The organism is Dyella sp. ASV21 (assembly GCF_016428975.1).
Lineage (GTDB): Bacteria > Pseudomonadota > Gammaproteobacteria > Xanthomonadales > Rhodanobacteraceae > Dyella.
In genome coordinates this window covers 1-26,909 of record NZ_JAELTT010000056.1, presented here as the reverse complement: position 1 = coordinate 26,909, position 26,909 = coordinate 1, and the positions used below count along the sequence as shown (strand labels likewise).

The 26,909-nt window shown below is 64.1% G+C and carries 32 protein-coding genes; 14 read left to right on the top strand and 18 right to left on the bottom strand.

Going from position 1 to position 26,909, the window contains the following annotated elements; translation table 11 throughout:
• A partial coding sequence (locus JHD67_RS16225; protein WP_199100272.1) for a glutathione binding-like protein occupies positions 1–226 on the top strand: 226 nt, incomplete at its 5' end.
• Between the two features lie 12 nt (positions 227–238).
• Here JHD67_RS16225 and JHD67_RS16220 read toward each other — a convergent pair.
• The 9 genes from JHD67_RS16220 to JHD67_RS16180 all read right to left on the bottom strand — a co-directional run bounded on the left by JHD67_RS16220 (position 239) and on the right by JHD67_RS16180 (position 7,527).
• Positions 239–826 (bottom strand): hypothetical protein, encoded by a 588-nt coding sequence (locus JHD67_RS16220; protein ID WP_199100271.1) that lies wholly within the window; start codon positions 824–826, stop codon positions 239–241.
• Positions 827–919: 93 nt separating this feature from the next.
• Positions 920–2,299, bottom strand: a complete 1,380-nt coding sequence (radA, locus tag JHD67_RS16215; RefSeq protein WP_199100270.1) for a DNA repair protein RadA — start codon at positions 2,297–2,299, stop codon at positions 920–922.
• 82 nt (positions 2,300–2,381) lie between these two features.
• The gene (gene alr / locus JHD67_RS16210) at positions 2,382–3,470 is read right to left on the bottom strand and encodes an alanine racemase (protein WP_199100269.1); all 1,089 of its coding nucleotides are present in this window, start codon (positions 3,468–3,470) and stop codon (positions 2,382–2,384) included.
• A gap of 399 nt (positions 3,471–3,869) precedes the next feature.
• Positions 3,870–4,022 (bottom strand): DUF3309 family protein, encoded by a 153-nt coding sequence (locus tag JHD67_RS16205; RefSeq protein ID WP_199100268.1) that lies wholly within the window; start codon positions 4,020–4,022, stop codon positions 3,870–3,872.
• A gap of 151 nt (positions 4,023–4,173) precedes the next feature.
• Entirely contained in the window at positions 4,174–5,619 is a 1,446-nt protein-coding gene (locus tag JHD67_RS16200) for a replicative DNA helicase (protein ID WP_199100267.1), read from the bottom strand.
• 211 nt (positions 5,620–5,830) lie between these two features.
• The gene (gene rplI / locus JHD67_RS16195) at positions 5,831–6,280 is read right to left on the bottom strand and encodes a 50S ribosomal protein L9 (RefSeq protein WP_199100266.1); all 450 of its coding nucleotides are present in this window, start codon (positions 6,278–6,280) and stop codon (positions 5,831–5,833) included.
• Positions 6,281–6,383: 103 nt separating this feature from the next.
• A complete protein-coding gene (gene rpsR, locus JHD67_RS16190) occupies positions 6,384–6,614 on the bottom strand; it encodes a 30S ribosomal protein S18 (RefSeq protein WP_017462785.1) in 231 nt (76 codons plus the stop codon).
• A gap of 15 nt (positions 6,615–6,629) precedes the next feature.
• Positions 6,630–7,031, bottom strand: coding sequence for a 30S ribosomal protein S6 (rpsF, locus tag JHD67_RS16185; RefSeq protein ID WP_199100265.1), 402 nt, complete (start codon positions 7,029–7,031; stop codon positions 6,630–6,632).
• Positions 7,032–7,200: 169 nt separating this feature from the next.
• Positions 7,201–7,527 carry an iron-sulfur cluster assembly accessory protein gene (locus JHD67_RS16180; protein WP_199100264.1) on the bottom strand — a complete coding sequence of 109 codons (327 nt, stop codon included), beginning with the start codon at positions 7,525–7,527 and terminating at the stop codon, positions 7,201–7,203.
• Between the two features lie 135 nt (positions 7,528–7,662).
• On the opposite strand from JHD67_RS16180, the gene asnS reads away from it, so the two are divergent.
• From asnS to JHD67_RS16145, 7 genes are all read left to right on the top strand, one after another.
• The gene (asnS, locus tag JHD67_RS16175) at positions 7,663–9,078 is read left to right on the top strand and encodes an asparagine--tRNA ligase (protein WP_199100263.1); all 1,416 of its coding nucleotides are present in this window, start codon (positions 7,663–7,665) and stop codon (positions 9,076–9,078) included.
• Positions 9,079–9,092: 14 nt separating this feature from the next.
• Positions 9,093–9,968: a MalM family protein gene (locus JHD67_RS16170; RefSeq protein ID WP_199100262.1), complete on the top strand. Its 876-nt coding sequence runs from the start codon at positions 9,093–9,095 to the stop codon at positions 9,966–9,968.
• Between the two features lie 35 nt (positions 9,969–10,003).
• Positions 10,004–10,318, top strand: coding sequence for a hypothetical protein (locus JHD67_RS16165; RefSeq protein WP_199100261.1), 315 nt, complete (start codon positions 10,004–10,006; stop codon positions 10,316–10,318).
• Between the two features lie 31 nt (positions 10,319–10,349).
• Positions 10,350–11,138 (top strand): SDR family oxidoreductase, encoded by a 789-nt coding sequence (locus tag JHD67_RS16160; RefSeq protein ID WP_199100260.1) that lies wholly within the window; start codon positions 10,350–10,352, stop codon positions 11,136–11,138.
• A 62-nt stretch (positions 11,139–11,200) separates the two neighbouring features.
• The gene (locus JHD67_RS16155; RefSeq protein WP_199100275.1) at positions 11,201–12,652 is read left to right on the top strand and encodes an aldehyde dehydrogenase; all 1,452 of its coding nucleotides are present in this window, start codon (positions 11,201–11,203) and stop codon (positions 12,650–12,652) included.
• Between the two features lie 12 nt (positions 12,653–12,664).
• Entirely contained in the window at positions 12,665–13,333 is a 669-nt protein-coding gene (gene can / locus JHD67_RS16150; RefSeq protein WP_199100259.1) for a carbonate dehydratase, read from the top strand.
• Positions 13,330–13,752, top strand: coding sequence for a Rid family hydrolase (locus JHD67_RS16145; RefSeq protein WP_199100258.1), 423 nt, complete (start codon positions 13,330–13,332; stop codon positions 13,750–13,752). The genes can and JHD67_RS16145 overlap by 4 nt, the downstream gene beginning before the upstream one ends.
• Positions 13,753–13,821: 69 nt before the next feature.
• Here the strand turns inward: JHD67_RS16145 and JHD67_RS16140 are convergent, their stop codons facing one another.
• The 4 genes from JHD67_RS16140 to JHD67_RS16125 form a co-directional block, all read right to left on the bottom strand.
• The gene (locus JHD67_RS16140) at positions 13,822–14,076 is read right to left on the bottom strand and encodes a hypothetical protein (protein ID WP_199100257.1); all 255 of its coding nucleotides are present in this window, start codon (positions 14,074–14,076) and stop codon (positions 13,822–13,824) included.
• A 187-nt stretch (positions 14,077–14,263) separates the two neighbouring features.
• Entirely contained in the window at positions 14,264–15,043 is a 780-nt protein-coding gene (gene hutG / locus JHD67_RS16135; protein ID WP_199100256.1) for an N-formylglutamate deformylase, read from the bottom strand.
• A gap of 23 nt (positions 15,044–15,066) precedes the next feature.
• Positions 15,067–16,413 carry a glutathione-disulfide reductase gene (gorA, locus tag JHD67_RS16130; protein WP_199100255.1) on the bottom strand — a complete coding sequence of 449 codons (1,347 nt, stop codon included), beginning with the start codon at positions 16,411–16,413 and terminating at the stop codon, positions 15,067–15,069.
• Between the two features lie 58 nt (positions 16,414–16,471).
• Positions 16,472–17,731, bottom strand: coding sequence for an FAD-dependent oxidoreductase (locus JHD67_RS16125; RefSeq protein ID WP_199100254.1), 1,260 nt, complete (start codon positions 17,729–17,731; stop codon positions 16,472–16,474).
• Between the two features lie 52 nt (positions 17,732–17,783).
• Between JHD67_RS16125 and JHD67_RS16120 the strand changes: the two genes are divergently transcribed.
• From JHD67_RS16120 to JHD67_RS16105, 4 genes are all read left to right on the top strand, one after another.
• Positions 17,784–19,124 carry a hypothetical protein gene (locus JHD67_RS16120; RefSeq protein WP_199100253.1) on the top strand — a complete coding sequence of 447 codons (1,341 nt, stop codon included), beginning with the start codon at positions 17,784–17,786 and terminating at the stop codon, positions 19,122–19,124.
• 80 nt (positions 19,125–19,204) lie between these two features.
• Complete coding sequence (locus tag JHD67_RS16115; protein ID WP_199100252.1) at positions 19,205–19,774, top strand: C40 family peptidase; 570 nt, start codon at positions 19,205–19,207, stop codon at positions 19,772–19,774.
• 76 nt (positions 19,775–19,850) lie between these two features.
• Entirely contained in the window at positions 19,851–20,315 is a 465-nt protein-coding gene (locus JHD67_RS16110) for a MarR family transcriptional regulator (RefSeq protein WP_199100251.1), read from the top strand.
• Positions 20,312–20,740: an organic hydroperoxide resistance protein gene (locus JHD67_RS16105; protein WP_199100250.1), complete on the top strand. Its 429-nt coding sequence runs from the start codon at positions 20,312–20,314 to the stop codon at positions 20,738–20,740. Before JHD67_RS16110 ends, JHD67_RS16105 begins: the two co-directional genes overlap by 4 nt.
• Positions 20,741–20,844: 104 nt before the next feature.
• Here the strand turns inward: JHD67_RS16105 and JHD67_RS16100 are convergent, their stop codons facing one another.
• Both JHD67_RS16100 and JHD67_RS16095 read right to left on the bottom strand, forming a co-directional pair.
• The gene (locus JHD67_RS16100; protein ID WP_199100249.1) at positions 20,845–21,330 is read right to left on the bottom strand and encodes a peptidylprolyl isomerase; all 486 of its coding nucleotides are present in this window, start codon (positions 21,328–21,330) and stop codon (positions 20,845–20,847) included.
• Between the two features lie 49 nt (positions 21,331–21,379).
• Entirely contained in the window at positions 21,380–22,618 is a 1,239-nt protein-coding gene (locus tag JHD67_RS16095) for an MFS transporter (RefSeq protein WP_199100248.1), read from the bottom strand.
• Between the two features lie 164 nt (positions 22,619–22,782).
• Between JHD67_RS16095 and JHD67_RS16090 the strand changes: the two genes are divergently transcribed.
• Together JHD67_RS16090 and JHD67_RS16085 are read left to right on the top strand one after the other, a co-directional pair.
• Positions 22,783–23,460, top strand: a complete 678-nt coding sequence (locus tag JHD67_RS16090) for a class I SAM-dependent methyltransferase (protein WP_233171965.1) — start codon at positions 22,783–22,785, stop codon at positions 23,458–23,460.
• A 133-nt stretch (positions 23,461–23,593) separates the two neighbouring features.
• Entirely contained in the window at positions 23,594–24,931 is a 1,338-nt protein-coding gene (locus JHD67_RS16085; protein ID WP_199100247.1) for a DEAD/DEAH box helicase, read from the top strand.
• A gap of 219 nt (positions 24,932–25,150) precedes the next feature.
• On the opposite strand, the gene JHD67_RS16080 is transcribed toward JHD67_RS16085, so the two are convergent.
• From JHD67_RS16080 to JHD67_RS16070, 3 genes are all read right to left on the bottom strand, one after another.
• A complete protein-coding gene (locus JHD67_RS16080) occupies positions 25,151–25,708 on the bottom strand; it encodes a GNAT family N-acetyltransferase (RefSeq protein WP_199100246.1) in 558 nt (185 codons plus the stop codon).
• Positions 25,705–26,553, bottom strand: coding sequence for an S-formylglutathione hydrolase (gene fghA, locus JHD67_RS16075; protein ID WP_233171964.1), 849 nt, complete (start codon positions 26,551–26,553; stop codon positions 25,705–25,707). Before fghA ends, JHD67_RS16080 begins: the two co-directional genes overlap by 4 nt.
• 48 nt (positions 26,554–26,601) lie before the next feature.
• Positions 26,602–26,909: SDR family NAD(P)-dependent oxidoreductase (locus JHD67_RS16070; RefSeq protein ID WP_199100245.1), on the bottom strand; the 308-nt coding region annotated here is incomplete at its 5' end.

The following is a 26,909-nucleotide window of genomic DNA, read 5'->3' as shown; positions in this document are numbered from 1 at the left end:
GCTCAACGCCGCGTACGCGATACTGGAGCAGCACGCTGAAGCCACTGCCGGTGACTGGCTGGTCGGCGACGGATTCAGCCAGGCCGATCTCACGACGGCCGTGGCCTGGCGCTTCACCCAACAGGTGGCGCGCGATGCCTTGGGGCCTCGCGATTACCCTGCCCTGGTCGCACTATCGGTGCGCGCCGAGCAGTTGCCCGCGTTCCAGGCGCTGCCGCCCGAATAATCCCCGATTGGCTCAGCGCGACAGGTGCGCGGCCAGCGCGGCGTAGAACTGCTCGTAGGTTTCGGCTTCACTCACTACGCTGGTGCGGGAATCGCCATTGCTGTCCCAGATCGTGCGGCGAAACCGGGTCCGTGCGAGTACGCCCTGCCCATCGGTCGCGGGCATCAACAGGACCAATGCTTCCGTCGTCTGGTGATCGGGCTTTCCCGGCAACGCCATCTTGGACTTGAGCAAGCCGCGCAAGGTCTCGCGCCCCTTGCTCACCAGCACTTCGTCGTGGCGTGCCTCGATCAGATGAAAATCCCGGTCGATGCTGGTCGCCACGTAACCTTGATCGCGTAGCGTCGTGAGCACGGCGTCCAACGCCGGCTCCAGCCCCGCGGCGTAACGATGGTCACGCACGCGCTGCAGCGTTTCCTGATCCTGCTCGGTCAGGTCGACGTTGACCTGCTTGGAGCTGTAATGAAGAAAGCGGCCACCGGTGCCGGTGACCTGCTCGTTGGGCTTGGCCTCATCCTGAGCCAATACCGCACCGGCGAACACCACACCCAGCAGCACCGCCGTCCATCGCAACCCGCCACGCTCTCGCTTGCGCCACATACAGCATCCTGCCTGATCGACACTGGGAGCCGCAGACTAACCACTCTTGGATGACGACACGCGTGCCGGCCATCCGCGGCACTTCACGATCGTTCAGCGAACGGCGTCGATCGCTTGCGACAGGCGCTCCACACCCACCACCTCCATCTCGCCGACCTTGCCCTTCTTAGGCGCGTTGGCCTTGGGCACCACTGCCTTCTGGAAGCCATGATGCGCGGCCTCTTTCAGCCGCTCCTCGCCATTGGGCACCGGACGAATCTCGCCGGAAAGGCCAACCTCGCCGAAGGCAATGGTCTTCTCCGGCAACGGCCGGTCGCGCAGGCTCGACAATACGGCGAGCAGCACTGGCAGATCCGCCGCCGTCTCCTGTACCCGAATACCGCCGACCACGTTGACGAACACATCCTGGTCATAAGCCGCCACGCCACCATGACGATGCAACACCGCCAATAACATGGCCAAGCGATTCTGTTCCAAACCCAGCGCTACGCGGCGAGGATTGCCCAGCGAGGATTGGTCCACCAGCGCCTGCACTTCCACCAAGAGCGGACGAGTACCCTCACGGGTGACCATGACGGCGCTGCCCGACGTGGGGCCACTGTGCGCAGAAAGAAAGATCGCCGATGGATTGGGCACTTCGCGCAGCCCGCGCTCCGACATGGCGAACACGCCCAGCTCGTTGACCGCACCAAAGCGATTCTTGAAGGCACGCAAGACACGGAAGCGACTCCCCGATTCGCCCTCGAAATACAGCACCGCGTCCACCATGTGCTCCAGCACGCGGGGGCCGGCGATGCCGCCCTCCTTGGTCACGTGCCCCACCAGGAACACCGATGTGCCGGTTTCCTTGGCGAAACGGGTGAGCTTGGCGGCCGATTCGCGTACTTGGCTCACCGAGCCCGGCGCGGCGGTCAGCAATTCGGTCCAGATGGTCTGAATGGAGTCGATCACCAGCACGCGCGGCTTGCTCGCCAGTGCCTGCTCGATGATGCGCTCGATGCAGGTTTCGGCCAACGCATGCAACGGACCCAACGGCAGGTCCAGGCGCTGCGCACGCGAGGCAACCTGTCCCAGCGACTCCTCGCCCGTGACATATACGCTGGGCACCTGCGCCCCCAGCGTGCCGAGCATCTGCAGCAAGAGTGTGGATTTGCCAATGCCAGGATCGCCGCCGATCAGTACCACCGAGCCATCGACCAGGCCGCCACCCAGCACGCGATCCAGCTCCCCGATGCCGGTGAGCGTGCGCGTTTCGGCGGTAAGCGCCACGGCCGTGAGTGGCGTGACCTTGGGCGAACCTGCCGCACCACCTGCGTAACCCGAGCTACGCGCCGCGCCGGCTGATTTAACGGCGGGCTGCACCACGATCTCGCTCAAGGTATTCCAGGCATTGCATTCGATGCATTGGCCCTGCCACTTGGAGTGCTCCGCACCACAATCGGTACAGACGTAGGCGGTCTTGGCTTTGGCCATGCGGGGAATCCTTGGAAGAGTGGCGCGACGGCAGGAGCTTAACGGGCCGCCATCGCAGACAACGAGACGCGCCGAACCGCGATCAGCTCTCGTCCTCGACGAACAGCACACGACGGGTCATGCCGCAGGTGAGATCGTAGGAGATCGTGCCTGCCTCCGCCGCGATCAACTCCACCGGCAACTCCGGCCCCCACAACGTGACGCTGTCGCCCACCTTGGCCTCGGGCGCGTTGCGCAGGTCCAGGGTAATCAGATCCATCGATATGCGACCGATCAGCGGCACCCGGCGATCACCAACCAGTACCGGCGTGCCAGCTACCGCGCTGCGCGGGTAGCCGTCGCCGTAGCCCACGGCAGCCACACCCACGGGCATATCTTCCGGGCAGGTCCAGGTGCCGTTGTAGCCAACGTGCTCGCCTCGGCCGATGCGATTGACCGCAATAAGGCGCGTGCTCAACGTCATTGCCGGGCGAAAGCCGAAGTCCGCTCCGGTCTTTCCACCCACCACGGAAAGCCCGTATAGCAGCCCACCGGTACGCACCCAATCGCCACGTGCCGCCGTCCAGCCAAGCACGGCGGCCGAATTGGAGAGCGAGCGCGGCCCGTGCAAATCCTTCGTTGCTGCGGCGAAGCGCGCCATCTGCGCCGGCGTCTGCTCGCCGCCGAACACTTCCGAATCGGAGAAATGGGTCAACAGACCGATCTCCGGATCGATGCCCGCCATGGTCGACAGCTGACCATGCACAAACGCCACCGCTTCCGGCGCAAAGCCCAGGCGATGCATGCCGCTATCCACCTTCAGCCATACACGCAGCAAGCCGCGCGAGGGAGAAGCTTCGCGCAGCCATTGCAGCTGCGCCTCATGATGGATGGCCGCATCCAGGTTCAGACGCTGCATCTCGGCGATATCGCTGGCCCGGTCCGGCCCCGACAGCACCACGATGCGCTGCCGATGTCCTGCTGCGCGCAGGCGCAAGCCATCACCCAAGGCCGCCACGGCAAAGGCGTCCGCTTCCCCATCGAGCGCGCGCGCCACCCGCTCCAATCCATGCCCGTAGGCATCGGCCTTGACTACCGCCATCACCTTGGCCGGTGACGCCAGCGCCTTGATGCGGGCGAGGTTATGGCGCAGGGCGCCCAGATGGATGGTGGCGACAGTAGTACGGCTCATGCCTGCTTGGCGCCTGGGCAGGCGCGCCTGATGAATGACGAGGTAGAAGAAGCGGACCGGGCAATCCGGGGTAAGGCTAAAGCTTAGCAGCCTTGCCTCGGGAGCCCGTCCACGTCACCCAAGCTAACGCGTCGGCACGGCGTCCAAGAGCCCTATCGATGGCAGCCCGATGGCAAAGCCAACTCAACGACTCGTGCAGCGCCCCATGGCTGCGCGATGCGCCTTATCGTATTCGGACTGCGTGATAGCCCCTGCAGCCCGTGCGTTCTGCAGGTCGATCATCTGCTGCCCGCATGTCTTATCGTCCTGGACAATTCGGGTGCTGCTCCCGCAACCACCGAGCATCAGGCAAACCGACACCGACCACATAAAAGCCGTCGATCTATTCATGGCGACACCTTAGATGACGCCCAATACCAGCAACACGATCAGGATGATAATGACCAGACCAAGGCCACCACTGGGCCCATAGCCCCAGCTGCGGCTATACGGCCAGGTGGGCAACGCGCCAAGCAAAAGCAGGACGATGATGAGCAGCAGGATAAGTGACATAGGTGGCACCTCGTACCTGGAAACCGGTTACGAGGCTGCGCCCAGGGGTGTGAACCTCTCCCCTGTTTTATGTGCAGGCGGCGCAAAGGCCGCTGATGGTACAGGCGCCGTTCCCATACCGTAACGGCGCCTAAAGCCGCGTTGTGCAGGCTTACTCGAACGCGCCCACGAAAGAGTCGGGCGCGTAGTTCTCGAACTTGGTGTAATGACCGAGGAAAGCCAGCTTCACCGTATCAGTCGGGCCGTTACGCTGCTTGCCGATGATGATCTCGGCCAAGCCCTTATCCGGCGATTCCTTGTTGTAGTACTCGTCGCGGTAGATGAACATGATCACGTCCGCGTCCTGCTCGATGGCGCCCGATTCGCGCAGGTCCGACATCATCGGACGCTTGTCGGCTCGCTGTTCCAATGAACGGTTCAACTGCGACAGTGCAATCACCGGGCAATTGAGCTCCTTGGCCAGACCTTTCAACGAGCGCGAGATTTCCGAAATTTCGGTCGCGCGGTTTTCCTTCATGCCGGGCACCTGCATCAGCTGCAGGTAATCGATGACGATCAGGCCCAGACCACCATGCTCGCGATGGAGGCGGCGCGAACGCGAGCGCATTTCCACCGGGGACAGACTGGGCGTGTCGTCGATAAAGATCTTTGCTTCGGAAAGGATCGCGATGGCATTGGTGACGCGCGGCCAATCTTCTTCAGCCAGGTCACCGTTACGCAGATGCTGCGCGTGAATGCGGCCAATCGAAGAAATCATACGGAAAGCCAGCTGCGAGGCCGACATTTCCATCGAGAAGATCGCGACCGCTTTCTTGCCGCGAAGCGCCGCCGCTTCGGCGATGTTCACCGAGAATGCGGTTTTACCCATGGAGGGGCGCGCCGCGACGATAATCAGGTCGGATGGCTGCAGGCCCGAGGTGAGCTCATCCAGGTCCGAAAATCCGGTGGAAATACCGGTAAGCTGACCTTTGTTCTCGTAACGCTCGGACAGAATGCGAAAGGCGTCTTTCACCGCCTCGCGCATGGACACGGAATCCTTCTTGCCGCGCGCACCCGACTCGGCAATCTTGAACACGCGCTGCTCGGCGCGCTCCAGCACCTCCTGCACGGTTTTTCCTTCCGGCAGGTAACCGTCCTCGGTGATTCCAGTACCAGCATCGATCAGCTGACGCAGCACCGATTTCTCGCGCACGATTTCGGCGTAGGCCGCAATATTGGCCGCGCTCGGCGTGGTGTTGGCCAGTTCAATCAGGTAGGCGGCGCCGCCAACCATTTCGGCCAGGCCATTGCCTTCGAACCAGTCACCCAGGGTCACCGCATCGCATGGCATGCCCTTGGAGGCCAGCTCGGTAATGGCACGCCAGATCAGGCGATGATCGCGACGATAGAAATCCTCCTCGCTCAGGCGATCGGCCACCTTGTCCAGCGAATCCGGGGACAGCATGAGGCCGCCCAACACCGCCTGCTCCGCATCGATGGAGTGTGGCGGCATCCTCAGCGCATCGATCTGGGGCGTCGACTTGCGTTCGCCGCGACCGCGCCTCTCCGAACGCTCGGAGCGCTCAGGACGGTCAGATGAATCTGGAACGAAAGACATCGCGATTCCTCGCAGCGTGTCGGCAAACGACAACGGCGGCATGACGTTAGGCAAAGAGCATACGCGGCGCCATCTCAGGCCGCGAGACCATAACTCTGTGGATAACCTGTGGGTGACTGTGGATAAACCCAACTCTTCCGGCTACCCACCCACCAAAGAAAACGGGCGCCCGAGGGCGCCCGTCTGGGTACTGCTAGCGACGGGCGGCGACTTACTTCTCGCCGACCACGATCACCTTGACCTGCGTCTGCACGTCAGCATGCAGAGCGATCACGACATCGGATTCGCCAGTGTGGCGGATCGGGCCTTCGCCCTGGATCACTTCGTTCTTGTGCACATCGTAACCGGCGGCTTCCAGAGCCTCGGCGACTTCGCGCGGACCGACCGAGCCGTACAGCTTGCCTTCCGGGCTGGCGTTCGCGGTGATGGTCACCGTCACGCCTTCCAGCTTGGCCTTGCGGCTTTCGGCGCCCGACAGAGCGTCGGCGGCCTTGGCTTCGTACTCGGCGCGGCGCTTCTCGAAAGCTTCGAGGTTGGCGGCGTTCACCGGGACGGCCTTGCCCTGCGGCAGGAGGAAGTTACGGCCGTAACCCGGCTTGACCTTGACCTTGTCGCCCAGGTTGCCGAGGTTGCGGACTTTCTCGAGAAGAATCAGTTCCATGGGTATTCCTTTTCGTTAGCGCCGGTGTGGCCCGACGCAGCCGTGGACGGTTGTCCGAAGAGTGAGACGGCGCGCCAGGTGAATGCCCGGCGCGCGCCACGACTTAGACGTCGTGGTTGTCGGTGTACGGCAGCAGAGCCAGGAAGCGGGCGCGCTTGATAGCGGTCGCCAGCTGACGCTGGTAGCGGGCCTTGGTACCGGTGATGCGGCTCGGCACGATCTTGCCGTTCTCGGTCACGTACTGGCGAAGGGTGTTGAGATCCTTGTAATCGATCTCCTTCACTTTCTCAGCCGTGAAGCGGCAGAACTTGCGGCGGCGGAAGAACTTGGACATGGCTTAGGCTCCTGATCAGTCGTCGCTGTCGCGATCGTTGTCGTCACGCGGCTCGTCGTCGCGGCGACGCGAGGACTTGGCATCATCCTTTTCCTTGGACTTCAGGATGAAGGACTGCTCGGTGTCAGCGTCATCGCGCTTGATGACCAGGTGACGCAGCACGGCGTCGTTGAAGCGGAAGCCCGACTCCAACTCGTTCAGCGCGTTCTGGCTCACTTCGATGTTGAGCATGACGTAGTGAGCCTTGGCCAGGTTCACAATCGGGTAGGCCAACTGGCGGCGGCCCCAATCTTCCAGGCGGTGAATCTTGCCGCCGTCGGTCTCGATCAGCGCCTTGTAGCGCTCGATCATCGCCGGGACCTGCTCGCTCTGGTCAGGGTGGACCAGGAACACGACTTCGTAATGTCGCAGGGACATCGTGTGGTAACTCCTTGTGGATGCGGCCTTTTTAGGGCCTGGCAGCCTCCCGCACTATGCGGTGAGGCAAGGTTCCATCCGAACCCATCAGGGCCGGACAGAAGCGGAACTATAAGGGAATTCAGGGGTTTGGGGCAAGCCGAAAACCGTATGGCCCCCGCGCACTGTCTCAGCCGACAGTGAAACTCTCGCCGCACCCGCATTCGCCGGTGGCGTTGGGGTTATGGAACACGAAACTGGCGTTGAGGCCCTGGCGCTGGAAATCGATAACGGTGCCATCGACCAGGGGCAGGCTCTTGCCGTCGACAATCAGGGGCACGCCGTCCACATCGACCCGCTGATCGTCCACACCGACCACGTCGGCCAGATCCACCACGTAACCGAAACCCGAGCAGCCGGTGCGCTTGACGCCAAAGCGTACACCCGCGGCGCCGGGGGTACCGGCAAGGAAGGAGCGCATGCGTTCGCTGGCGGCGGGCGTGATGGTGATGGTCATGGGCACTGCAACTATCCGGATGGTTCGATGGTCGGAATTCGGGCGCGAAGGGTCGCTACCTGAACAGCACGTACATTATCATGCTCCGTTCGTCTTACGTGCCCGATATGCGGCACCCAGCAGGAGTTTCAATCCATGGCGGTGGTTAGCCCGATTCTATCGAGCGTGAAGCAGGCTCTTTCCGGCAGCATCGAGGCCGGCAGCGTCGTTACGGTGCGCGGTTGGGTGCGCACGATCCGCGATTCCAAGGGCGGCCTTTCCTTTGTGAATGTGACCGATGGCTCCTGCTTCGATCCAATCCAGGCGGTGGTCACGGACAAGGTGGCCAACTACGAGAACGAGGTAAAGCACCTCACCACCGGGGCGGGCCTGATCGTCACCGGCACGCTGGTGCCCTCGCAGGGCAAGGGCCAGCGCTTTGAGATTCAGGCCGATACGGTGGAAGTCACCGGCTTCGTCGACGACCCGCTGACCTATCCGATTCAGCCCAAGCCGCACACCATGGAGTTCCTGCGCGAAGTGGCGCATTTGCGCCCGCGCACCAATTTGTTTGGCGCAGTGACCCGCGTGCGCCACACCATGATGACGGCGATCCACCGCTGGCTCACCGAGCAGGGCTTCTTCTGGATCAATACGCCGATCATCACCACGTCGGACGCGGAAGGCGCTGGCGACATGTTCCGCCTGTCCACCCTGGACCTGGCGAACCTGCCGCGCACGCCGGATGGCAAGATCGATTTCCGCAAGGATTTCTTCGGCCGCGAAGCCTTTCTCACGGTGTCCGGCCAGCTCAACGTCGAGGCCTATTGCCTGGCCATGAGCAAGGTGTACACCTTTGGCCCCACCTTCCGTGCCGAGAATTCCAACACGCCACGCCACCTGGCCGAGTTCTGGATGGTGGAGCCGGAAATCGCCTTTGCCGACCTCCACGCCAATGCTGATTGCGCCGAGGGCTTCCTCAAGGCCATCTTCAAGGCCGTACTGGAGGAGCGCGCGGATGATATGGCGTTCTTCGCCGACCGCGTACAGCCGGATGCGATCAGCCGTCTGGAAGCCTTTATCGCCGAGCCCTTCGAACGCATCGACTACACCGATGCGGTGGAGATCCTCAAGAAGTCCGGTCAGAAGTTCGAGTTCCCAGTCGCCTGGGGTATCGACCTGCAGACCGAGCATGAGCGCTACCTGGCCGAGAAGCACGTCGGCCGCCCGGTGGTGGTGATGAACTATCCCGAGCAGATCAAGGCGTTCTACATGCGCCTCAATGACGACGGCAAAACCGTGGCGGCCATGGACGTGCTGGCCCCGGGCATCGGCGAGATCATCGGCGGCGCTCAGCGCGAAGAACGCCTGGATTACCTGGACCGCCGCATGACGCAGTTCGGCCTCGATCCGGCCACATACAGCTGGTACCGTGACCTGCGCCGTTACGGCACCGTGCCGCACGCGGGCTTCGGCCTCGGCTTCGAGCGCCTGCTGGTCTACGTGTGCGGTTTGTCCAACATTCGCGACGCCATACCCTTTCCGCGTGCGGCGGGTACGGCTGAATTCTGAGCCACGGTCCATCCATGCGCTATCACCCTATCCTTGCCACGTTCCTTGTCGCCGCCGCCATGATGGCAGGGGGATGTCACAGTGTGAAAACGCTGGTGCCACCCAACCTCCGTCCGCCCGAAGACACGCACAGCGGCCTGGATCAGGCAAAGCAGGCGCTGCAGCAGGCCACCCCCTGCTGCAGTAATTTCGCGGATTTCTCCTACCAGAACGCCCTGCCCTGGCAGCCGAAGAAGTTCGTGCTCGGACCGGGCAGCATGGTGGCAAATCTCAACGGCGACCGTAGCTATTTCCTGGCTTTCAGTCTCCCGCGCGAAACGCAGTTCCCTTACCGGATCGCCTTCAAGTCGGAGCTCAACGGCCGCTGGTTGCGCGCGAGCTATCTGTTCGCACCGACGCTGGTGCTGTTGGATGAGGCGTTCCAACCGATCAATACCCAGGATATCGGGCTGTGTGAACACATGGGCTGGACGGACGAAACCACGGGCGCGTTCGGCAGCGTGGAAGTTACCGATAAGCGCGCACGCTATCTGGTGCTGTACAGCTCGGCCAAGCAACAAGCCGGCAGCACGTATTGGGAACAATCCCCCGCGGCTTTCTCCGCGGAGGCGCCGGTCAAGATGGCCGCCGCCGGCACCTTCAAAGTGCCGCATGGCCCTGATGGCACGGTGTGGCTCGGCCTGATGGACAAGACCTACAAGGACGCCGTGGACAATGCCATCTGTGCGAAACCTTCGCAGGGCAACGGCGTACTCAACACGCTGCGCGACACCATTCCGCTGCCGGGCATCGGCGAGAACAACAAGGCCGACGCATCCAAGAACAACAATGCCTCGGACGCACAGAACAAAACCTCTACGCCGCCGGCGGGCAGTGCGACCAACGGCTGAACCCGCCACCTGGCTCTTTGGAAACGACGCAGCGCATGCTTGAGCTTTATCTATCCTTTTTGTTGGCCGGCGTGATCTGCTTTGTGCTGCACTTCGCGGCGCAATACCGCGTGGCCTCGCTGCTGCGCCGTAACCACCCAAACGAGTGGCGAATCATTACCGACGCCGAAGGGCGCCCCGCCAACCTTGTGCGCACCTGGATACGCCTGCAGCTGGCCCTGCGCTCCCCGGTACTGCCCGCACTGGAGGACGGCGCCATCACACGTTGGCGTCGCGTCTGGCGCTTCAGCCTGTGGGCCGCCTGGTTGTGCTGGTTCGCCGCGCTCGGTATCCAGTTCAGCGCGCGCTAGCCTACCCTTCCCTCTTCCACAAGGAGCCGACATGCAGCTGGACCTGAGTGGACATCACGCGCTGGTATGCGGCGCCTCCCAAGGCATTGGCCGCGCCAGTGCGATCGAGCTGGCCGAACTCGGCGCCAGCGTCACGCTGTTGGCTCGTGCTGCCGATGCGCTGAAAGTTGCCGCCGATGCGCTGCCGCGCAAGCACGGACAGCTGCATCGTTGGTTCGCGGTGGATATGCAGCAGACGGATGCCTTGCGCACCGCGCTGGCGGATATCGTGGGCGAGCAACCGCTGGACATCCTGATCAACAACACCGGTGGCCCACCAGGCGGCCCGGCGCATACCGCCGAGGCAAGTGCCTTCGAAGCCGCCTTTCGCCAGCACCTGCTGGCCGGTCAGACCCTGGTGCAAGCCACACTGCCGGGCATGCGCGCGCGCGGTTACGGACGCATCGTCAACGTCATTTCCACCTCGGTGAAAGAACCCATCGCAGGCCTTGGCGTCTCCAACACGGTGCGTGCCGCCGTGGCCGCGTGGGCCAAGACGCTGTCATCGGAACTGGCCATCGACGGCATCACGGTGAATAACGTGCTGCCGGGCTATACCCGCACCGCACGGCTGGATGGCCTGCTCTCCGCGCAGGCCCAGGCCAGCGGCCGCAGTGAAGAGGACATCGCCCAGGGCATGCTGGCCACGGTGCCTGCACGTCGCTTCGGCGACGCCGCCGAAGTGGCGGCCGTGGTCGCCTTTCTGTGCACGCCTGCCGCGGCCTACGTCAATGGCGTGAGCATCGCGGTAGATGGTGGGCGCACGCGTGCGCTTAGCTGAGCGTCCACCGCATACGGGGGCGTCCGGTGCAATTGGACGCCTCAGGTCTTAAACTTGTGCAGATGCCAAGCCTGCGCCTCGCCAATCTGATCGATGGTCGCCTGCAGGCGCCGCGCGACAACCGTTGGCTGGACGTATTCGAACCCGCCACGGGCCAGATCTTCGCGCTGTGCCCGGACTCCTCTCCCGCTGACGTCGATGATGCGGTTCAGGCCGCGCAACGTGCCGCACCCGCCTGGAGTGCCACGCCGACCGAGCAGCGTGCGCGCCTGCTGAATCGACTGGCCGACCTGATCGAAGCCCGGCTGGAAGAGTTCGCCGCGCTGGAGTCGCGTGACAGCGGCAAGCCACTGAACCTGGCACGCAGCCTGGACATTCCTCGCGCAGTCGCCAACCTGCGCTACTTTGCCGCCGCTATCGTGCCGTGGAGCAGCGAATCGCATGCCATGGAAACGGGCGCCATCAACTACACCTTGCGCCAACCGCTGGGTGTGGTCGGCTGCATCAGCCCATGGAACCTGCCGCTCTACCTATTCACCTGGAAGATCGCCCCCGCGCTGGCGGCGGGCAACGCCGTGGTTGCCAAACCATCGGAGATCACTCCCTGCACCGCCGCACTATTGGGTGAGCTGAGCATGGAAGCGGGCTTTCCCGCGGGCGTACTCAATATCGTGCAAGGGCGTGGCCCGGAGGTGGGGCACGCCATCGTGGAGCATCCGGCGGTGAAGGCCGTGTCCTTTACGGGAAGCACCCGCACCGGCGCGCAGATCGCCACCGCCGCCGCGCCGCAGTTCAAGAAACTTTCGCTGGAATTGGGCGGCAAGAATCCCGCCGTGGTCTTCGCGGATGCCGATCTCTCGGATGCCAACCTTGACACCATCGTGCGCTCGGGTTTTGCCAACCAGGGCGAAATCTGTCTGTGCGGCTCGCGCCTGCTGGTGCAGCGCTCCATCTACGCGCGCTTCCGCGAGTTGTATCTCGCCCGCGTGCGGGCGTTACGCGTGGGTGACCCCAGCGATGCCAGCAGCGACGTGGGCGCGCTGGTGTCCCAGGCCCACTACGACAAGGTCATGGGCTGCATCGCGCAGGCGCGCGCCGAAGGCGGCCACGTTCTGTGCGGTGGCGACGCCGTGCAGCTTGCCGGTCGCTGTGCGGAGGGCTGGTTTGTGGCGCCCACCGTCGTCGAAGGCCTTGCCAACGATACCCATACCAATCAACACGAAATTTTCGGACCGGTGGTCTGCCTGATCCCGTTCGAGGACGAAGCCGAAGCGCTGGCGCTGGCCAATGGCTCGGGCTATGGCCTGGCGGCCTCGGTGTGGACGCGCGACCTCTCCCGCGCCCACCGCTTCGGGGCACAAGTGGATGTTGGCATCGTCTGGATCAATTGCTGGCTGCTGCGCGACCTGCGCACGCCTTTTGGCGGCACCAAGCAATCAGGCATGGGCCGAGAAGGCGGCACCGAGGCGCTACGCTTCTTCACCGAACCGAAAAACATCTGTATTCGCTACTGAGAGAGCATCGCCGTGAAAAGCCCCCTCCAGAATCTGCTCGACAGCAATCGCGCATGGACCGCGTCCGTTTGCGCGCAGGACCCGCGCTTCTTCGAACGCCTGGCCCAACAGCAGGCGCCCAAGTACCTGTGGATCGGCTGCTCGGATTCACGCGTGCCCGCCACGCAGATCGTCGACCTGCCACCAGGCGAGATCTTCGTCCAGCGCAATGTCGCCAACGTGGTATCGCATACCGACCTCAATTGCCTGAGCACCATCCAGTTCGCCGTGGACGTGCTCAAGGTGGAACACATCCTGGTCGTGGGCCATTACGGTTGCGGCGGCGTGCAGGCCGTGCTCGATGATCGCCGCATGGGCCTGGTCGACAACTGGCTGCGCCATGTGGGCGATGTAGCGCAGAAGCACGCCACCCGGCTCACCGGCATCGAGCTGATGAATTTGCGCAACGCGCGCCTGTGCGAACTCAACGCCATGGAGCAGGCCGTCAACGTCTGCCACACCACTATGGTGATGGACGCCTGGGAACGCGGCCAAAAACTCTCGGTGCATGCCTGGTGCTATAGCCTTTTCGATGGCCATGTGAACGACCTGGGCATGCACGTGAGTTCGCGCGAGGAGCTCAAGCCCGCCTATGAGCACGCCCTGCAGCGCCTGGGCACCATTCCCGAGTTCAATCGATGAGCGACATCGTCCGCACCGCGCGGGCGCCTGCACCGGTGGGAGCCTATCCACACGCTCGGCGGGTGGGTGATTTGCTGTTCCTCTCCGGCGTGGGGCCGCGCGAGCCCGGCAGCAACGCCATTCCCGGCAACGTGCACGATGCTCAGGGCCAACTGGTCGGCTATGACATCGAGGCGCAATGCCGGCAGGTGTTCGCCAATGTGCGCGCCGTGCTGGAGGACAGCGGCGCGCGCTGGGAGGATCTGGTCGACGTGACCGTTTTCCTTACCGACCTGGCTCGCGACTTTCCGGTCTACAACCGCCTTTACGCCGAGCATTTCGCCGGCGTGGATGCCTGTCGCACCACCGTGGGCGTTACCGCGCTGCCCACGCCCATCGCTATCGAGCTCAAATGCGTGGCAGCGCTGCCCCGTCGCTGAGGCGAATCGATCGGGCACGAAAAAACCGGCGCTCACGCGCCGGTTTTTTTATGACCCAAGCGCCAGCTATCAGTGGCTGGGCTCGGTCGCCGGCAGCGGCGCCTTAGCGGTGCGCTTGGCCGAGTGACTGCCCTTCTGCTTGGTGCCCTGCGGCTGACCGTTGGCGGACTTGTTCTTCTTGTGGTGATGCGAAGAAGAAGCAGCCGGCGCAGCGGAGGCCGAGGGGGTCGCGGGCGCAGCCTGCGGGGCAGCATTCTGGGCCAGCACGGAACCGGAGAGAGCCACACCCGCCACAAGCAGGGAAGCGATCGCGAACTTACGCATAGTGATGAGCCTCGAACGTCGAATGCCGCGGACCCGGCCGGAACCCGGCGACACGGGCGGCGCGACGGCTAAAACATGGCATGTTTTGACGCGCGCAGGAACTCTTTTGATGTGTCGACAACGCGCGATTTCCGGCGCACGCGGCTTGACATTGCAAGTCCCTAACACGCATCGAATCTTCTTGCGATCAAGCCACGCACTGGCGCAGCAGTTCGGCGATGAGCACCTGCAAGCTTTCCGCCTTGGTCTCGTCGTAAGCGAAGCTGTCTTCGTCCATGTAATTGCGCTGGGACAACTCCAGCTGCACCGCTTCCACGCCCGCTTCCGGCCGCCCATAGTGACGCGTGATGTAGCCGCCTTTGAAGCGACCATTCACCACAAAGCTATAGCGCGACTGGCCATCCAACGCGTTTTGCAGACGCTGCTGCAAGGCCGGCGAGCAGCTGGCGCCATCAGCGGTACCGAGGTTGAAGTCAGGCAGTTGGCCTTCAAATAGCATCGGCACGCGACTACGAATGGAATGGCCTTCCCACAGCACGACACGGCCGTGCTCGGCGCACAGGCGATCAAGTTCTTGCGAAAGCGCGTCGTGATACGGGCGCCAGAATGCATTCACCCGCTGTTGAATTTCTTCGGCCGTCGGCTCGGCGCCATCGAGGTAAAGCGGCGCCCCATCGAAGCCAATAGTGGACACCAACCCCGTTTCGCGACGCCCCGGATAGAGCGCCTGGCCATCGGCCGGCCGGTTGAGATCCACCACGTAACGCGAGGACAGCGGCCGCAACAGGCTGGCGCCCAGCGCCTTGGCCAGCGGCTCGTACAGCCGGCTGACATGCCAATCGGTATCGACGGAGCGGCGCGCGTCGGGGCGCATGCGCGCCGCGATGGCATCGGGAATGAAGCTGCCATCGTGCGGCAGGCTGATCAGTAGCGGCGCGGTGCCGCGATGCAAAGTGACGAGGTCCATCCGGCCAGTCTAGCCGCCTCGCCTCAGGACATCAGCACCAACTCTTCGGACGAACTGGGGTGAATCGCCACGGTGTCGTCCAGATCGCGCTTACGCAACCCCATCTTCATTGCCACGGCGAAGCCTTGCAGCATCTCCTCGGCCCCGGGCCCCAGCACATGGATACCCAGCACCCGTTCGTCTTCGCCAACGCAGATCAGCTTCATCAGCGTCTTGGTGCCCACACCTGCCACCGCCCACTGCAACGGCGTGAAGCGGCTGCGATATACGCGCACCCCGTCGCCATGGCGCTCGCGCGCCTCGGCCTCGGTCAGCCCCACGCGCGCCAGGGGCGGCTCGGCGAACACCACACTGGGAATGTTGTCGTAGTCGAGCCGGCTGTCCGGCTGCCGACCAAACAGGCGATCGGCCAGGCGCCGGCCGGCCGCCACCGCCACGGGCGTTAGCTCGACGCGCGCGGTTACGTCGCCAACGGCATAGATGCCCGGCACGTTGGTGGCCTGCCACTCGTCGGTAAGGATGTCGCCCTGCGCACTACGCGCTACGCCGGCGGCTTCCAGATCCAGCCGATCACTGTTGGGGATGCGCCCCACGGCCCACAGTACGGCGTCGAAGGGGCCCACGCTGCCATGCGTCGCATCGTCGAATACGGTGCCTTCGCCCTCGCGACGCAGCCCCAGGGCACGCGCGCCGGACACTATCTCGATGCCCTCCGCGCGCATGCGCTCTTCCAGCGCATCGACCAGCTCCACGTCAAAGCCCGGCAGCAGCCGCTGACGTACGAACAATGTCACCTCGCTGCCCAGCGCGCGCAGCAGGCCGGCGAATTCCACCGCGATATAACCGCCACCCACGATGGCGATACGACGCGGCAGCGAGCGCAACGCGAAGATGTCGTCCGATACCAAGCCCAGCTCAAAGCCCGGCACGTCCAGGCGACGCGGTCGACCACCCGTGGCAATCACCGTATGGGCGGCACGCAACTCACCACCGCCGGAGGTTGCCACGCGATCGGCCGCCACGAAGCGGCCCATCTCGGGATAGAGCTGCACACCGGCATCGCGCAAGCGTGCGGCATAGCGTTGCCGAATGCCGTCGATGTAGTTTTGGCGCAACTGGCGAAAATACTCCCAGTCGAGTGCGCCCGGTTGCGATGCGAAGCCATAGTCCAACGCCAGGCGTTGCCCCTGCGCCAACTGCGCGGCAAACCACAGCGCCTTCTTTGGCACGCACCCCACGTTAACGCAGGTACCACCCAAGGCATGGGGTTCGAGCAGGGCAACACGCGCGCCGTGACGCGCCGCGCGCAGTGCGGCAGCCAGGCCGCCGGAACCACCGCCCAACACGATCAGATCAAACGATTCGGCCATCGCCGTCTCCCAGGAAGGCACGCACCGTAACGGGCACCGCGAACACGCGGCGTCAATGTCATATGCCGAACCGCGCCGGTGCGAAAGGGGCGGGATCGATGGCTGGCGCACCGCCGCGCAGCAGCGCGGCGATCAGCTCGCCGGTCGCCGCCGACATGCTTACACCGAGCATGCCGTGTGCGGTCGCCAGCGTCAGGTTGGTATAGCGAGTACTCGGGCCAATGATGGGCACCTCATCGACACTCATGGGCCGCCAGCCCCACCATTCCTCCAGCATTTGCGGCCCCTCCGGCTGATGCAGCCCTTCGGCGGCGCCGCGACGCAAGGCATCCAGGCGCGTACGGTTGAGGCCCTCGGCATAGCCGGAGAACTCCATCGTGCTGCCCAATCGGTATCCGCTTTCCCAGGTAGTGACGCACACCGCCGCCTCACGCAGCACCAGGGCATGCCGTGGCGCCAATGGAGGCCTGGTGTAAGTGATCGAGTATCCCTTGCCTGGCTGCATGGGCAGACGTAAGCCCAGAAGCTTGCCCAGCAACGGGGACCACGCCCCCAGCGCCATCACCACGCGGTCGCCACGGAACACGCCCCGCGTGGTACGCACGAAATCGATGCGCCCCTGCTCCGTACCGAAGTGATCGATACGCGCCGCGTTTTCTATCACGCCGCCCAATTCCACCACACGCCGCGCCAACTCGGCGGCATAGCGGTCCGGCCGCAACCGAGCATCTCCGGGATGGAAGAGGCCGCCCGCCACGCCCGGCTTCAAGGCCGGCTCACGCCCCTGCACCTCGTCACCACGCAGGCGCTCCACCTCCACGCCAAGGCGGTCGAGCAAATCGGCGTGATGCCGCTCGTCCGCCTGCAGGGCTTTACCGGTGCGATAGACGTACAACTCGCCCTCTTCGCCGTACTCACAATCCAGATGGTCGCTGCGCACCAGCTCGGCCAGCAAGCGACGCGAGCGTTGCAGGATGGCCGAACGGGCTTGGGCCGCACGCTCGAAGTCGCGCCAATTGCAATGGCGCGCAAAGCCCAGCAGCCAGCGAAGGCGCTGACCGTCCAAGCGAGGATTGAGGTAAAGCGGCGCATCGGCGCGCAGCATCGAGCGCAAAGCCACGCCGAGCATGCCGGGCATAGCCAGGGGAGCGGCATGGCTGGGAGTAATCGTTCCACAATTGCCGTGCGAACTGCCGCAACCCGGGGTACCCTGCTCCAAAACGCGCACGGTCGCTCCGGACTTCAGCAGGTAATAAGCACAGGCCAGGCCGATAACGCCGCCGCCAAGAATCAACACATCACTGCGTGAAGCATCCATAGAGCCATTGTAGCGTCGCAATTGCCCGACCCTAACCCCGGGAGTCAGAGCGATGTATCCATCCGATATGAAGTACAGCAGGAGGTTGTATTTCTGGCGCTGGAGCCTGGCTTGCATCGCTGCCCTTGCCATGCCGGCCTTCGCCGCTCCTCAGACGCCATCACCGCCGCAACAACCGGCCACGGCGTCGTCCGGCACACAGGTTTCGCGCGACCTGTTCACCGAAACCGCACACATGAAGAACGAACTGTCACGCTACAGCTACTTGCGGCAGGTGATGCCGCAGTTGAGTCGCGATGATCGCCTCATCGATCAACAACTGCTCGCCACCACCGAGGACGAGCTGGGCCTCTACGACGAAGCGCTGATCGACTTTCCCTTCGATAACCGCGTACAGACGGCCATTACACTGCCCGACCCCAACGATTGGCAGGCGGTGGATGCCGCCACCGAAATTGCCCAGCTGGCGACCGATCGGCACATCGTGATGATCAATGAAGCACATCACGACGGCCACACCCGCGAACTTACGCTCGCACTGCTGCCCAAGCTACGCGCCGAAGGATTTACCTACTTCGCGGCCGAAGCGCTCAACAACAACGACAGCGATTTGATGAAGCGTGGCTATCCCACGCCCAACTCCGGTAGCGAGTATCTTCATGAGCCGCTCTATGGCGACATCATCCGCGAGGCCATACGCCTTGGCTTTCATATCGTCAGTTACGAGTCGGACGCGGACGCGCTTGCCGACCGGGAAGCCGGCCAGGCCAACATGCTGTACCGGAAAGTATTCGCCAACGACCCCAAAGCCCGCCTTTTCGTCCATGCCGGCTATGCGCACATCGACAAGGCGCCGGGCAACCTCGGCGACGGCATCAAGCCCATGGCCATGCAGCTCAAGCAGCTCAGCGGATTCGACCCCCTTTCCATCGACCAGACCCGCTGGCGTGATATCGGCCCCATGCCCAAAACCGATCTGTACCGGCAGTTGTTCGCACGGTTTCCCGTCACGCAGCCCTCGGTACTGATCGGCCGGCAGAACGGTAGTGTTTGGGCCTCCGATCCGAGCCGCCACGATGTGGATGTGATCCTCCCCCCATCGGGACACCAGCGCCGCCCGCATTGGCTGAGCCTTGGCGGCCAGCGCTTGCCGCGGGTGATTTCCAGCGAGCTTTGCGATCGGCAGATCCCCTGCGTGGTCGAAGCACGCTACGCCAACGAGGGGGACGACGCCGTCGCCGCCGATCGCTACGTGTTCACCGCGGACAACAGCATCAATAACCTCTACTTGCGGCCCGGCGACTACAGACTGGTGGCATCGGATCGTGACGGGCGCATCCTCACCAAGCGCAACCTCACGGTCGACAAGCCTCGCTCAGAGGACACGAGATAAATTCAGGCATCCTCTGAAATCTTTCATCCAACTCATTGATTTGATAACCTCGGCACCAAATCTCGCCGAGGGGAAGCCTGATGTGCCCGGATGCCGCTGTCCCGTCCTTATCGCCCGCCCTGTGGCGAACGGCGCGGCAACTGCTGCTGGGCACGTTCATCCTGACGCTGGCAGCCTGTGCCAGCGGGCCGCGTAAGCCTCAGCCAACCTTCAAGGATTCCCGTTCGGGCCTGGCGGATTTACCGGCGCGGGCTCCGGCGGCCAATGCCGGCACCGCCAACGATGTGCTGTTTCGTGCCATTGCCCTGGTCGGCACGCCCTACCGCTGGGGCGGCAACACGCCGGATGGCGGCTTCGATTGTTCCGGCTTGGTGGATTACATCTACCGCAATGCGGCGGGCCTCGCCCTGCCCCACAGCTCCCGCGAAATGTCGCAAATGAACGGCCAGCAGGTGCGTCAAATGACGGAACTGGTGAGCGGAGACCTGGTGTTCTTCGCCAGTTCCGGCGGCATCAGCCACGTCGGCGTGTATGTGGGCAAGGGACGTTTCGTACACGCCCCCAACAGTGGCGGCACCGTACGCTTGGACGATATCGACGGGCCCTACTGGCGCGACCACTTCGCTTTCGGGAAACGACTGCTCGACTAACGGAAAGAGCGGGCCTATCGTTTCGATTGGAAAATTGAATTGTACACAATTTAATTTTGAGCATATGATCTAGCACATGAAACGGCTCCCCTCCCCCCAACACCTGCTACTGGACCAGCAACTGTGTTTTGCGCTGTACGCCGCTTCGCGCTCCGTCACCGGCCTGTACCGGCCGCTGTTGGAACCGCTGGGGCTGACCTACCCGCAATACCTGGCGATGCTGGTGCTATGGGAGCAGGACGGCCTTACCGTCCGCGAACTCGGCCAACGCCTGCAGCTGGACTCGGGAACGCTCACCCCACTGCTGAAGCGGCTGCAGGCCGCCGGCCTGGTCACCCGCCAGCGTCGCCTGGAAGACGAGCGCGAAGTGGAAATCCGTCTCACCGATGCTGGCCTGTCCCTGCGCGAGCAGGCCAGCGCGGTTCCCGCCTGCATGGCGCAGCGGCTGCAACTGTCCATCGATCAGATGCAATCGTTGCGCGATGAACTGAAGCGACTCACCCGGCAACTCCAACTTTCCCCCAGCGAGGATTCACCATGAACATCAGCAAGATTCTCTATACCGCTACCGCCACCGTCACCGGCGGGCGCGAAGGTCACGCCAAGAGCGACGACGGCGTGCTCGACCTGCAGTTGGTGGTACCCAAGGGCCTGGGCGGCCCGGGTGGTGCGGGCAGCAACCCGGAACAGCTGTTTGCAGCCGGCTATGCGGCCTGCTTCGAAGGCGCGGTGCGCTTTGTCGCCCGCCAGAAGGGCGTAACGCTGAAGGACGCCTCGGTGACCGCGCATGTGGGCATCGGCCCGCGCGAACCCACCGGCTTTGGCATCGCGGTAAAGCTGGATGTGAGCCTGCCGGGGCTGGAGCGCGACGTGGCACAGGAACTGGTGGACGTGGCCCATCGCGATATCTGCCCGTACTCGCATGCCACCCGCGGCAACGTCGACGTACAGATCACCCTGGTCTGATTCATCGGCTGGATGCGGAAACGACAACGGCGCCCGTGAGGCGCCGTTGCCGTTGTAAGGGTCAGCCCCTTAAGCGAAAGCCTTTCGCGTCGAAAAGCCGAAACTCAGTGAGCCTCGGCACCCGGCGGGTGGGCGTGGCCATGCTGGATTTCTTCTTCGGTGCCATCACGTACTTCGTTGATGGTCACGTCGAAAGTCAGCGCCTTGCCGGCCATCGGGTGGTTCAGATCCACATCGACCGTGGTCATGCCGACCTTCTCCACCACCACCACGCGGTGGCCGCCTTCCTTCAGCGCCAGCACAGTGGTCATGCCCGGCTTGAGCTTGGCCGCCTGCTGGAAGTACTTCTTCGGCACGCGCTGGGTCAGACCCTGCTGGCGCTCGCCGTAACCCTCGGCCGGGGCGATCTCCGCCTGCAGCTGCTCGCCGGCTTCGTGGCCTTCCAGCGCCTTTTCCAGGCCCGGGATCAGCTGGCCATGGCCCAGCAGCACCCACAGCGGCTCGTTGCGATCGAGGGAGCTCTCGACCTTTTCTCCGTCCACCGTCAGCGTGTAGTGGAGCGAGATGACCTTGTCCTTGCCAGCCTTCATTGCGTATCTCGTGATGGATCCAAAAACGGGATTCTAGCAGCCCGGCCGTCTACTCGCCCGCCTGGGCCCGGCCAAAGCGCACCCCATGCGCCTCTGGTCCCAGCCAGGCCAGGACGGCCAGCAACAGGGCCACCGCGGCGATCCAGAAGGACATGGCAAAGGCCAGGTTGCCCCCGTGGCGAGCGGCGATCCAGGTCTGGGCGGTGGCCGTGATGGCCGCCAGCAAGTTGCCCATCTGATAGGCAAAACCCGGCAACGTGCCGCGCACCTCGTCCGGCGCCAGCTCGTTGAGATGGGTCGGTACCACGCCCCAGGCGCCCTGCACCATCACCTGGATCAGGAAAGCGCCCAGACCCAACAGCAATAGCGAGCCGCCGTGCATCCAGAGCGGAATCACCGGAATGGCCAACAAGGCGGCCAGGATGATGGCCCGCCGACGCCCGATGCGCTCGGATAGTGAACCGAAGAACAATCCGCCCACCAACGCACCGATATTGAGCAGCGCCGTCAACACAAACGCCGTGGCCGAGCCGCCCGGGATGTGCAGGTCCGACTGCAGGAAGGTCGGATACATGTCCTGCGAGCCGTGACTGAACATGTTGAACGCCGCCATCAGCAGCATCAGGTAGATCGCCAGCTTCCAGTGCCCGCGCATCGCCTGGAACAACCCGCGCTTTTCGCGGCTGGCCTGCCCCTGCAGCCACACTTCGGACTCCGGCACGGTGCGGCGGATATACAGTACCAGCAGCGCCGGCACCGCGCCCACCACAAACAGGCCGCGCCAGCCGATGTGATCCACCAGCAGCCAGTTCACCAGCGCACCAAGGAAGAACCCGCAGGGATAGCCGCTTTGCAGCAGCCCCGACACGATGCCGCGCGCCCGCGGCGGAATCGACTCCATCACCAGCGAGGCGCCAATGCCCCACTCACCGCCCATCGCCACGCCAAACAGGAATCGCAACACCAGCAGCATGGTCAACGAGGTGGAAAACGCCGTGGCCAACTCAAAGAACGAAAACAGCATCACATCCAGCATCAAGATCGGTCGTCGACCGAAGCGATCAGCCAGCCGCCCGAACAGCAACGCACCCAGCGGGCGCGCCGCCAGCGTCAAGAACAAACCGTAGGTGACATCCGCCTTGCTGGCGTGGAATTCGTTCGCCACGCCGATGATCACAAAGGTGAGCAGGAAGTAATCGAATGCATCCAGCGTCCAGCCGAGAAAACTGGCCAGCACGGTATGACGCTGGGTGGTGTTGAGCTCCCGCAGGGGCGCGAACGGCGACATGGCAACTCCATCCGGATGGTCGTGTCCGCCCGCGCGGCACGCAGGGCGCCAAGCGAACCATCAAGCCGTGCGTAGCGCAAGACCGACCTTGGGCGGGCCTTGGCACGCATCCGGCACGTACCGCAGACTTGCCTTCACATCACGCAGTCAAGGAGTCGGCTGATATGTCGCTCATGGATGACACGGTCCGTTATCGCATTGCCGAGTCGTACGACCACTGGTTCCAGCGCCGCTATGTGTGCGGCAAGCTCGCTACCGACCCGGCGTATGCCGCCACGGCCGAACTGGTTTCCCGCCGGCCGATGCCCCTGCTCGACATCGGCTGCGGTATCGGCCTGCTCGGTCAATACCTGCATGCGAATGGCCTGATCACCGACTACCTGGGCGTCGATCATGATTCACGCAAGATCATTGCCGGACAGCGCGCGCTTCGGCAGGCAGGGCTGGAAGGGGCACTGACGCTGCGCCAGGCCGACGGGCTTGCGCCGCAGGCGCTGCGCGGTCACGTTGCCCTGCTCGACGTGCTGCACTACCTGTCCGCCGCCGACCAGCAGGCGATGCTGCGCCATGCGGCCGCGCATCTGGCACCGGGCGGCCTGCTGATCGTGCGCAGCGTGCTGCGCGAGCGGAGCTGGCGCTATGCGTTCACGCGCTGCTCGGAGTTCTTCCTGCGCGTGAGCGGCTGGATGCGCGTGGGCGCCCAGCACTACCCCGCGGCCGCTGAATTGCGCGCGGGCATGGAGGCTGCCGGCCTGAACGTCCACATGCGCTCGCTGCACGGCAAAACCCCGTTCGATAGCTATCTCATCGTGGCCGAGCGCCCGCGCGGAATGGTGTACTGAAGGGCGTTTTGATCCAACCCAGGCGCTCGGCGGCCATTTGCGCTACAATACGCAGGACGGCACTGCCGTTCCCTCCCTCTTGAATCAATGCAACGCGGTTCGATGAACGCTCCGGGTTGCGCTTGGAGCTTCCATGTCTTTCGAATCGCTGGGCCTTGAGCCCGCGTTGTTGCGTGCGCTTGCCGAACAGGGCTACGCCGAACCTACCCCCATCCAGGCTGCGGCCATTCCGGTCGTACTGGAAGGCAGCGACTTGCTCGCCGCCGCCCAGACCGGCACCGGCAAGACCGCTGCCTTCTCGCTGCCGTTGCTGCAGCATCTTTCACATGGCGCACCCGCCACGACGCGCCGTCCGCGCGCACTGGTGCTCACGCCGACCCGCGAGTTGGCCGCCCAGGTGCATGACAACCTGCGCGACTACGGTAAGCACCTGCGCCTGACCAGCACCACCATCTTTGGCGGTGTCAGCATGGGCCCGCAGATGCAGGCGCTGCGTCGCGGCGTGGATATCGTCATCGCCACGCCGGGCCGCCTGATCGACCACATGCAGCAGCGCTCGCTCGACCTCTCCGGCGTTGAAGTGCTGGTGCTGGACGAAGCCGACCGCATGCTCGACATGGGCTTCCTGCCGGCGCTCAAGCGCATCCTGGCTGCCCTGCCGCGCAAGCGTCAGACGCTGCTGTTCTCGGCCACCTTTGCGCCGCCTATCAAGGCGCTCGCCATGCAGTTCATGCATGCGCCGCGCGAAGTGTCGGTGACCCCGGCCAATACGGTCGCCACCACCGTGACGCATCACGTGCACCCGGTAGACGCCGCCAACAAGCGCGACTTGCTGCTGCATGTGCTGTCCCAGGACAGCCGCCGCCAGACGCTGGTGTTCAGCCGTACCAAGCATGGTGCGGACAAGCTGGTGCGCTTCCTTGAAGTGGCCGGCCTGCGCGCTGCCGCCATCCATGGCAACAAGAGCCAGAACGCCCGCACGCGCGCCCTCAGCGACTTCAAGTCGGGCCGCATCACCGTACTGGTGGCCACCGATATCGCCGCGCGCGGCATCGATATCGACCAACTGCCCATCGTGATCAACTTCGACCTGCCGATGGTCGCCGAGGATTACGTGCACCGCATTGGCCGCACCGGTCGCGCGGGCGCGGACGGCATGGCCGTGTCGCTGGTCAGCCACGAGGAATCGGGTCTGCTTCGCGACATCCGCAAGCTGCTCAAGCAGGACATCGCGATCAGCGACGTCGCCGGTTACGAGCCCTCGCACCCGCTGCGCCTGGACGCCGGCGCACCGCGTCCGGTGCAAGGCCAGCGCCAAGCACGTCCGAGCCGTCCGCAGGGTTCCAGCAGCCGTCCGCAGGGCCCGGGCCGCCCGCATGGCGCGAGCCACGGTCACGGCGGCAGCGACCGTCCGGCCGAGGGCAATCGCCAGCGCCAGCGCAACCGCCGTCGCCCCGCCGCCAAGGCCTGAGCCGGGACGCCCCTCTGGGCGTTCCAAACCAGGCGATGGCTGGCGACTGACTCGCCGGCGCCGTCATGCAGGGCCTTGCACGCTATAGGGCCCTGCGTGAACCCCATCGTTCCTTAGCCTTCGCTGCGCGTTGACGGGCGATCGTGCCGACGTTCCATCGCGCACCCGCCGCCCCCACGCATCGCCCTCTGGCGCTCGCCACAGCGCGTGCCGGATGACTCAGGCGGATTCGGTGCGAAGGCGCGCGGTAAGGATGTGATCCTCCCAGCGACCGGCAATTTGCAGGTACTGCTTGGCGTAGCCTTCGCGCTCGAAGCCGAGATGCTCCAACAGGCGGCCGCTGCGCTGATTGCTGGGCATGTAGTTGGCCATCACACGATGCAGGTCCAGTGCGTGGAACGCCCAGGGTAACGCGGCGCCCAGCACCTCGCGCATCAGGCCCAGCCCTTGCCAGTGCGCGGCCACGCTATAGCCAAGATGACAGGCCTGGAAGGAACCGCGCATCACATTGGCCAAGGTAAAGCTGGCAAGAATTTCTTCGCCGGCCAGGTCCAACGCCACCATGGCATACGACCGATCCTGCTGCACGGCACGGTGCATCTCGGCCAGCGTATGGATGCAATGCTCGACGGTGAAGTAGCTCGCGTCACGCAACGGCTCCCACGGCGCGAGATGTTCGCGATTGGCCACGCGATAACGCCACACACGCGCGGCGTCACTCGCATTGACCACGCGGATCAGTGCGCGCGGCGTGGTGATGGGATGCAGCAGGTTCACAACCGCCCCAGCGCCTGAGCGTGATGGCGCAAGTGATCGTCGATGAAACTGGTGATGAAGTAATAACTGTGATCGTAACCCGCATGACGACGCAACAGCAGCGGTTGCCCAGCCTCCGCGCACGCCTGGTCAAACAATTCCGGCCGAAGCTGGTTGGCGAGAAAACCATCGGCCTCGCCCTGATCGATCAGGATGCTGCCGTGAAAGGTTTGCTTGCGCACCAGTTCGCAGGCGTCGTAGTCGGCCCAGGCGGATTCATCGTCCCCCAGATAACGCGGCAACGCCCTCTGTCCCCACGGCACCTGTGTCGGTGCCACGATGGGGGCAAACGCCGATACCGAACGGTAGCGATGCGGATGCCGCAGCGCGATGGTGAGTGCGCCATGGCCACCCATCGAGTGACCGGTGATGCCGCAGCGACCATTGTCGATGGGAAACGCGCGCGCCAACAGGCTGGGCAGTTCGTCCGCGACATAGCTGTGCATGCGAAAGCGCGACGACCACGGCGCCTGCGTGGCGTCCACGTAGAAGCCGGCTCCCTCGCCAAACTCCCAGTCGCCGGTCGCTCCGTCGATACCGGTCTGACGCGGACTGGTATCGGGCATGACCAGGATCAGTCCCAGCTCGGCGGCCAGGCGTTGCGCGCCGGCCTTGATGGTCGCGGTTTCTTCCGTGCAGGTGAGCCCGGCGAGAAAGTACAGCACCGGGCACACTTCGAAAGCGGCCTGCGGCGGCTGGTACAGCGCAAAGCGCATTGGGCCGCCGCAACGGGTCGAATCGTGTCGATAAAAACCTTGCACGCCGCCGTAGCAGCGTTGCTCGGAAAGGGTCTCGATTCCTGTCATCGTCCTGCTCCCTGTTGGGCGAGAACGCCCATGATAGTGCGGCGATGCTCAACGCTCCTGGTCGGTGGGGCGCATCAGCACTTCGTTGATATTGACGTGCGCCGGGCGCGAGACGCAAAACAGAATCGTCTCAGCCACATCGCGGCTCTGCAACTGGCGCATGCCCTCGGCCCATGCGTTGGTCGCCGCCTGCACCTCGGCATGCCCTATGTGCTCGCGCAGCTCGGTTTCCACCACGCCGGGCTCGATCACGCTGACGCGAATATTGTGCTGATACACCTCGCGTCGCAGTGCTTCGGAAAACCCCACCACACCGAACTTGGTTGCCGCGTAGCCGGCCGCGTTCGGGTTGGCGG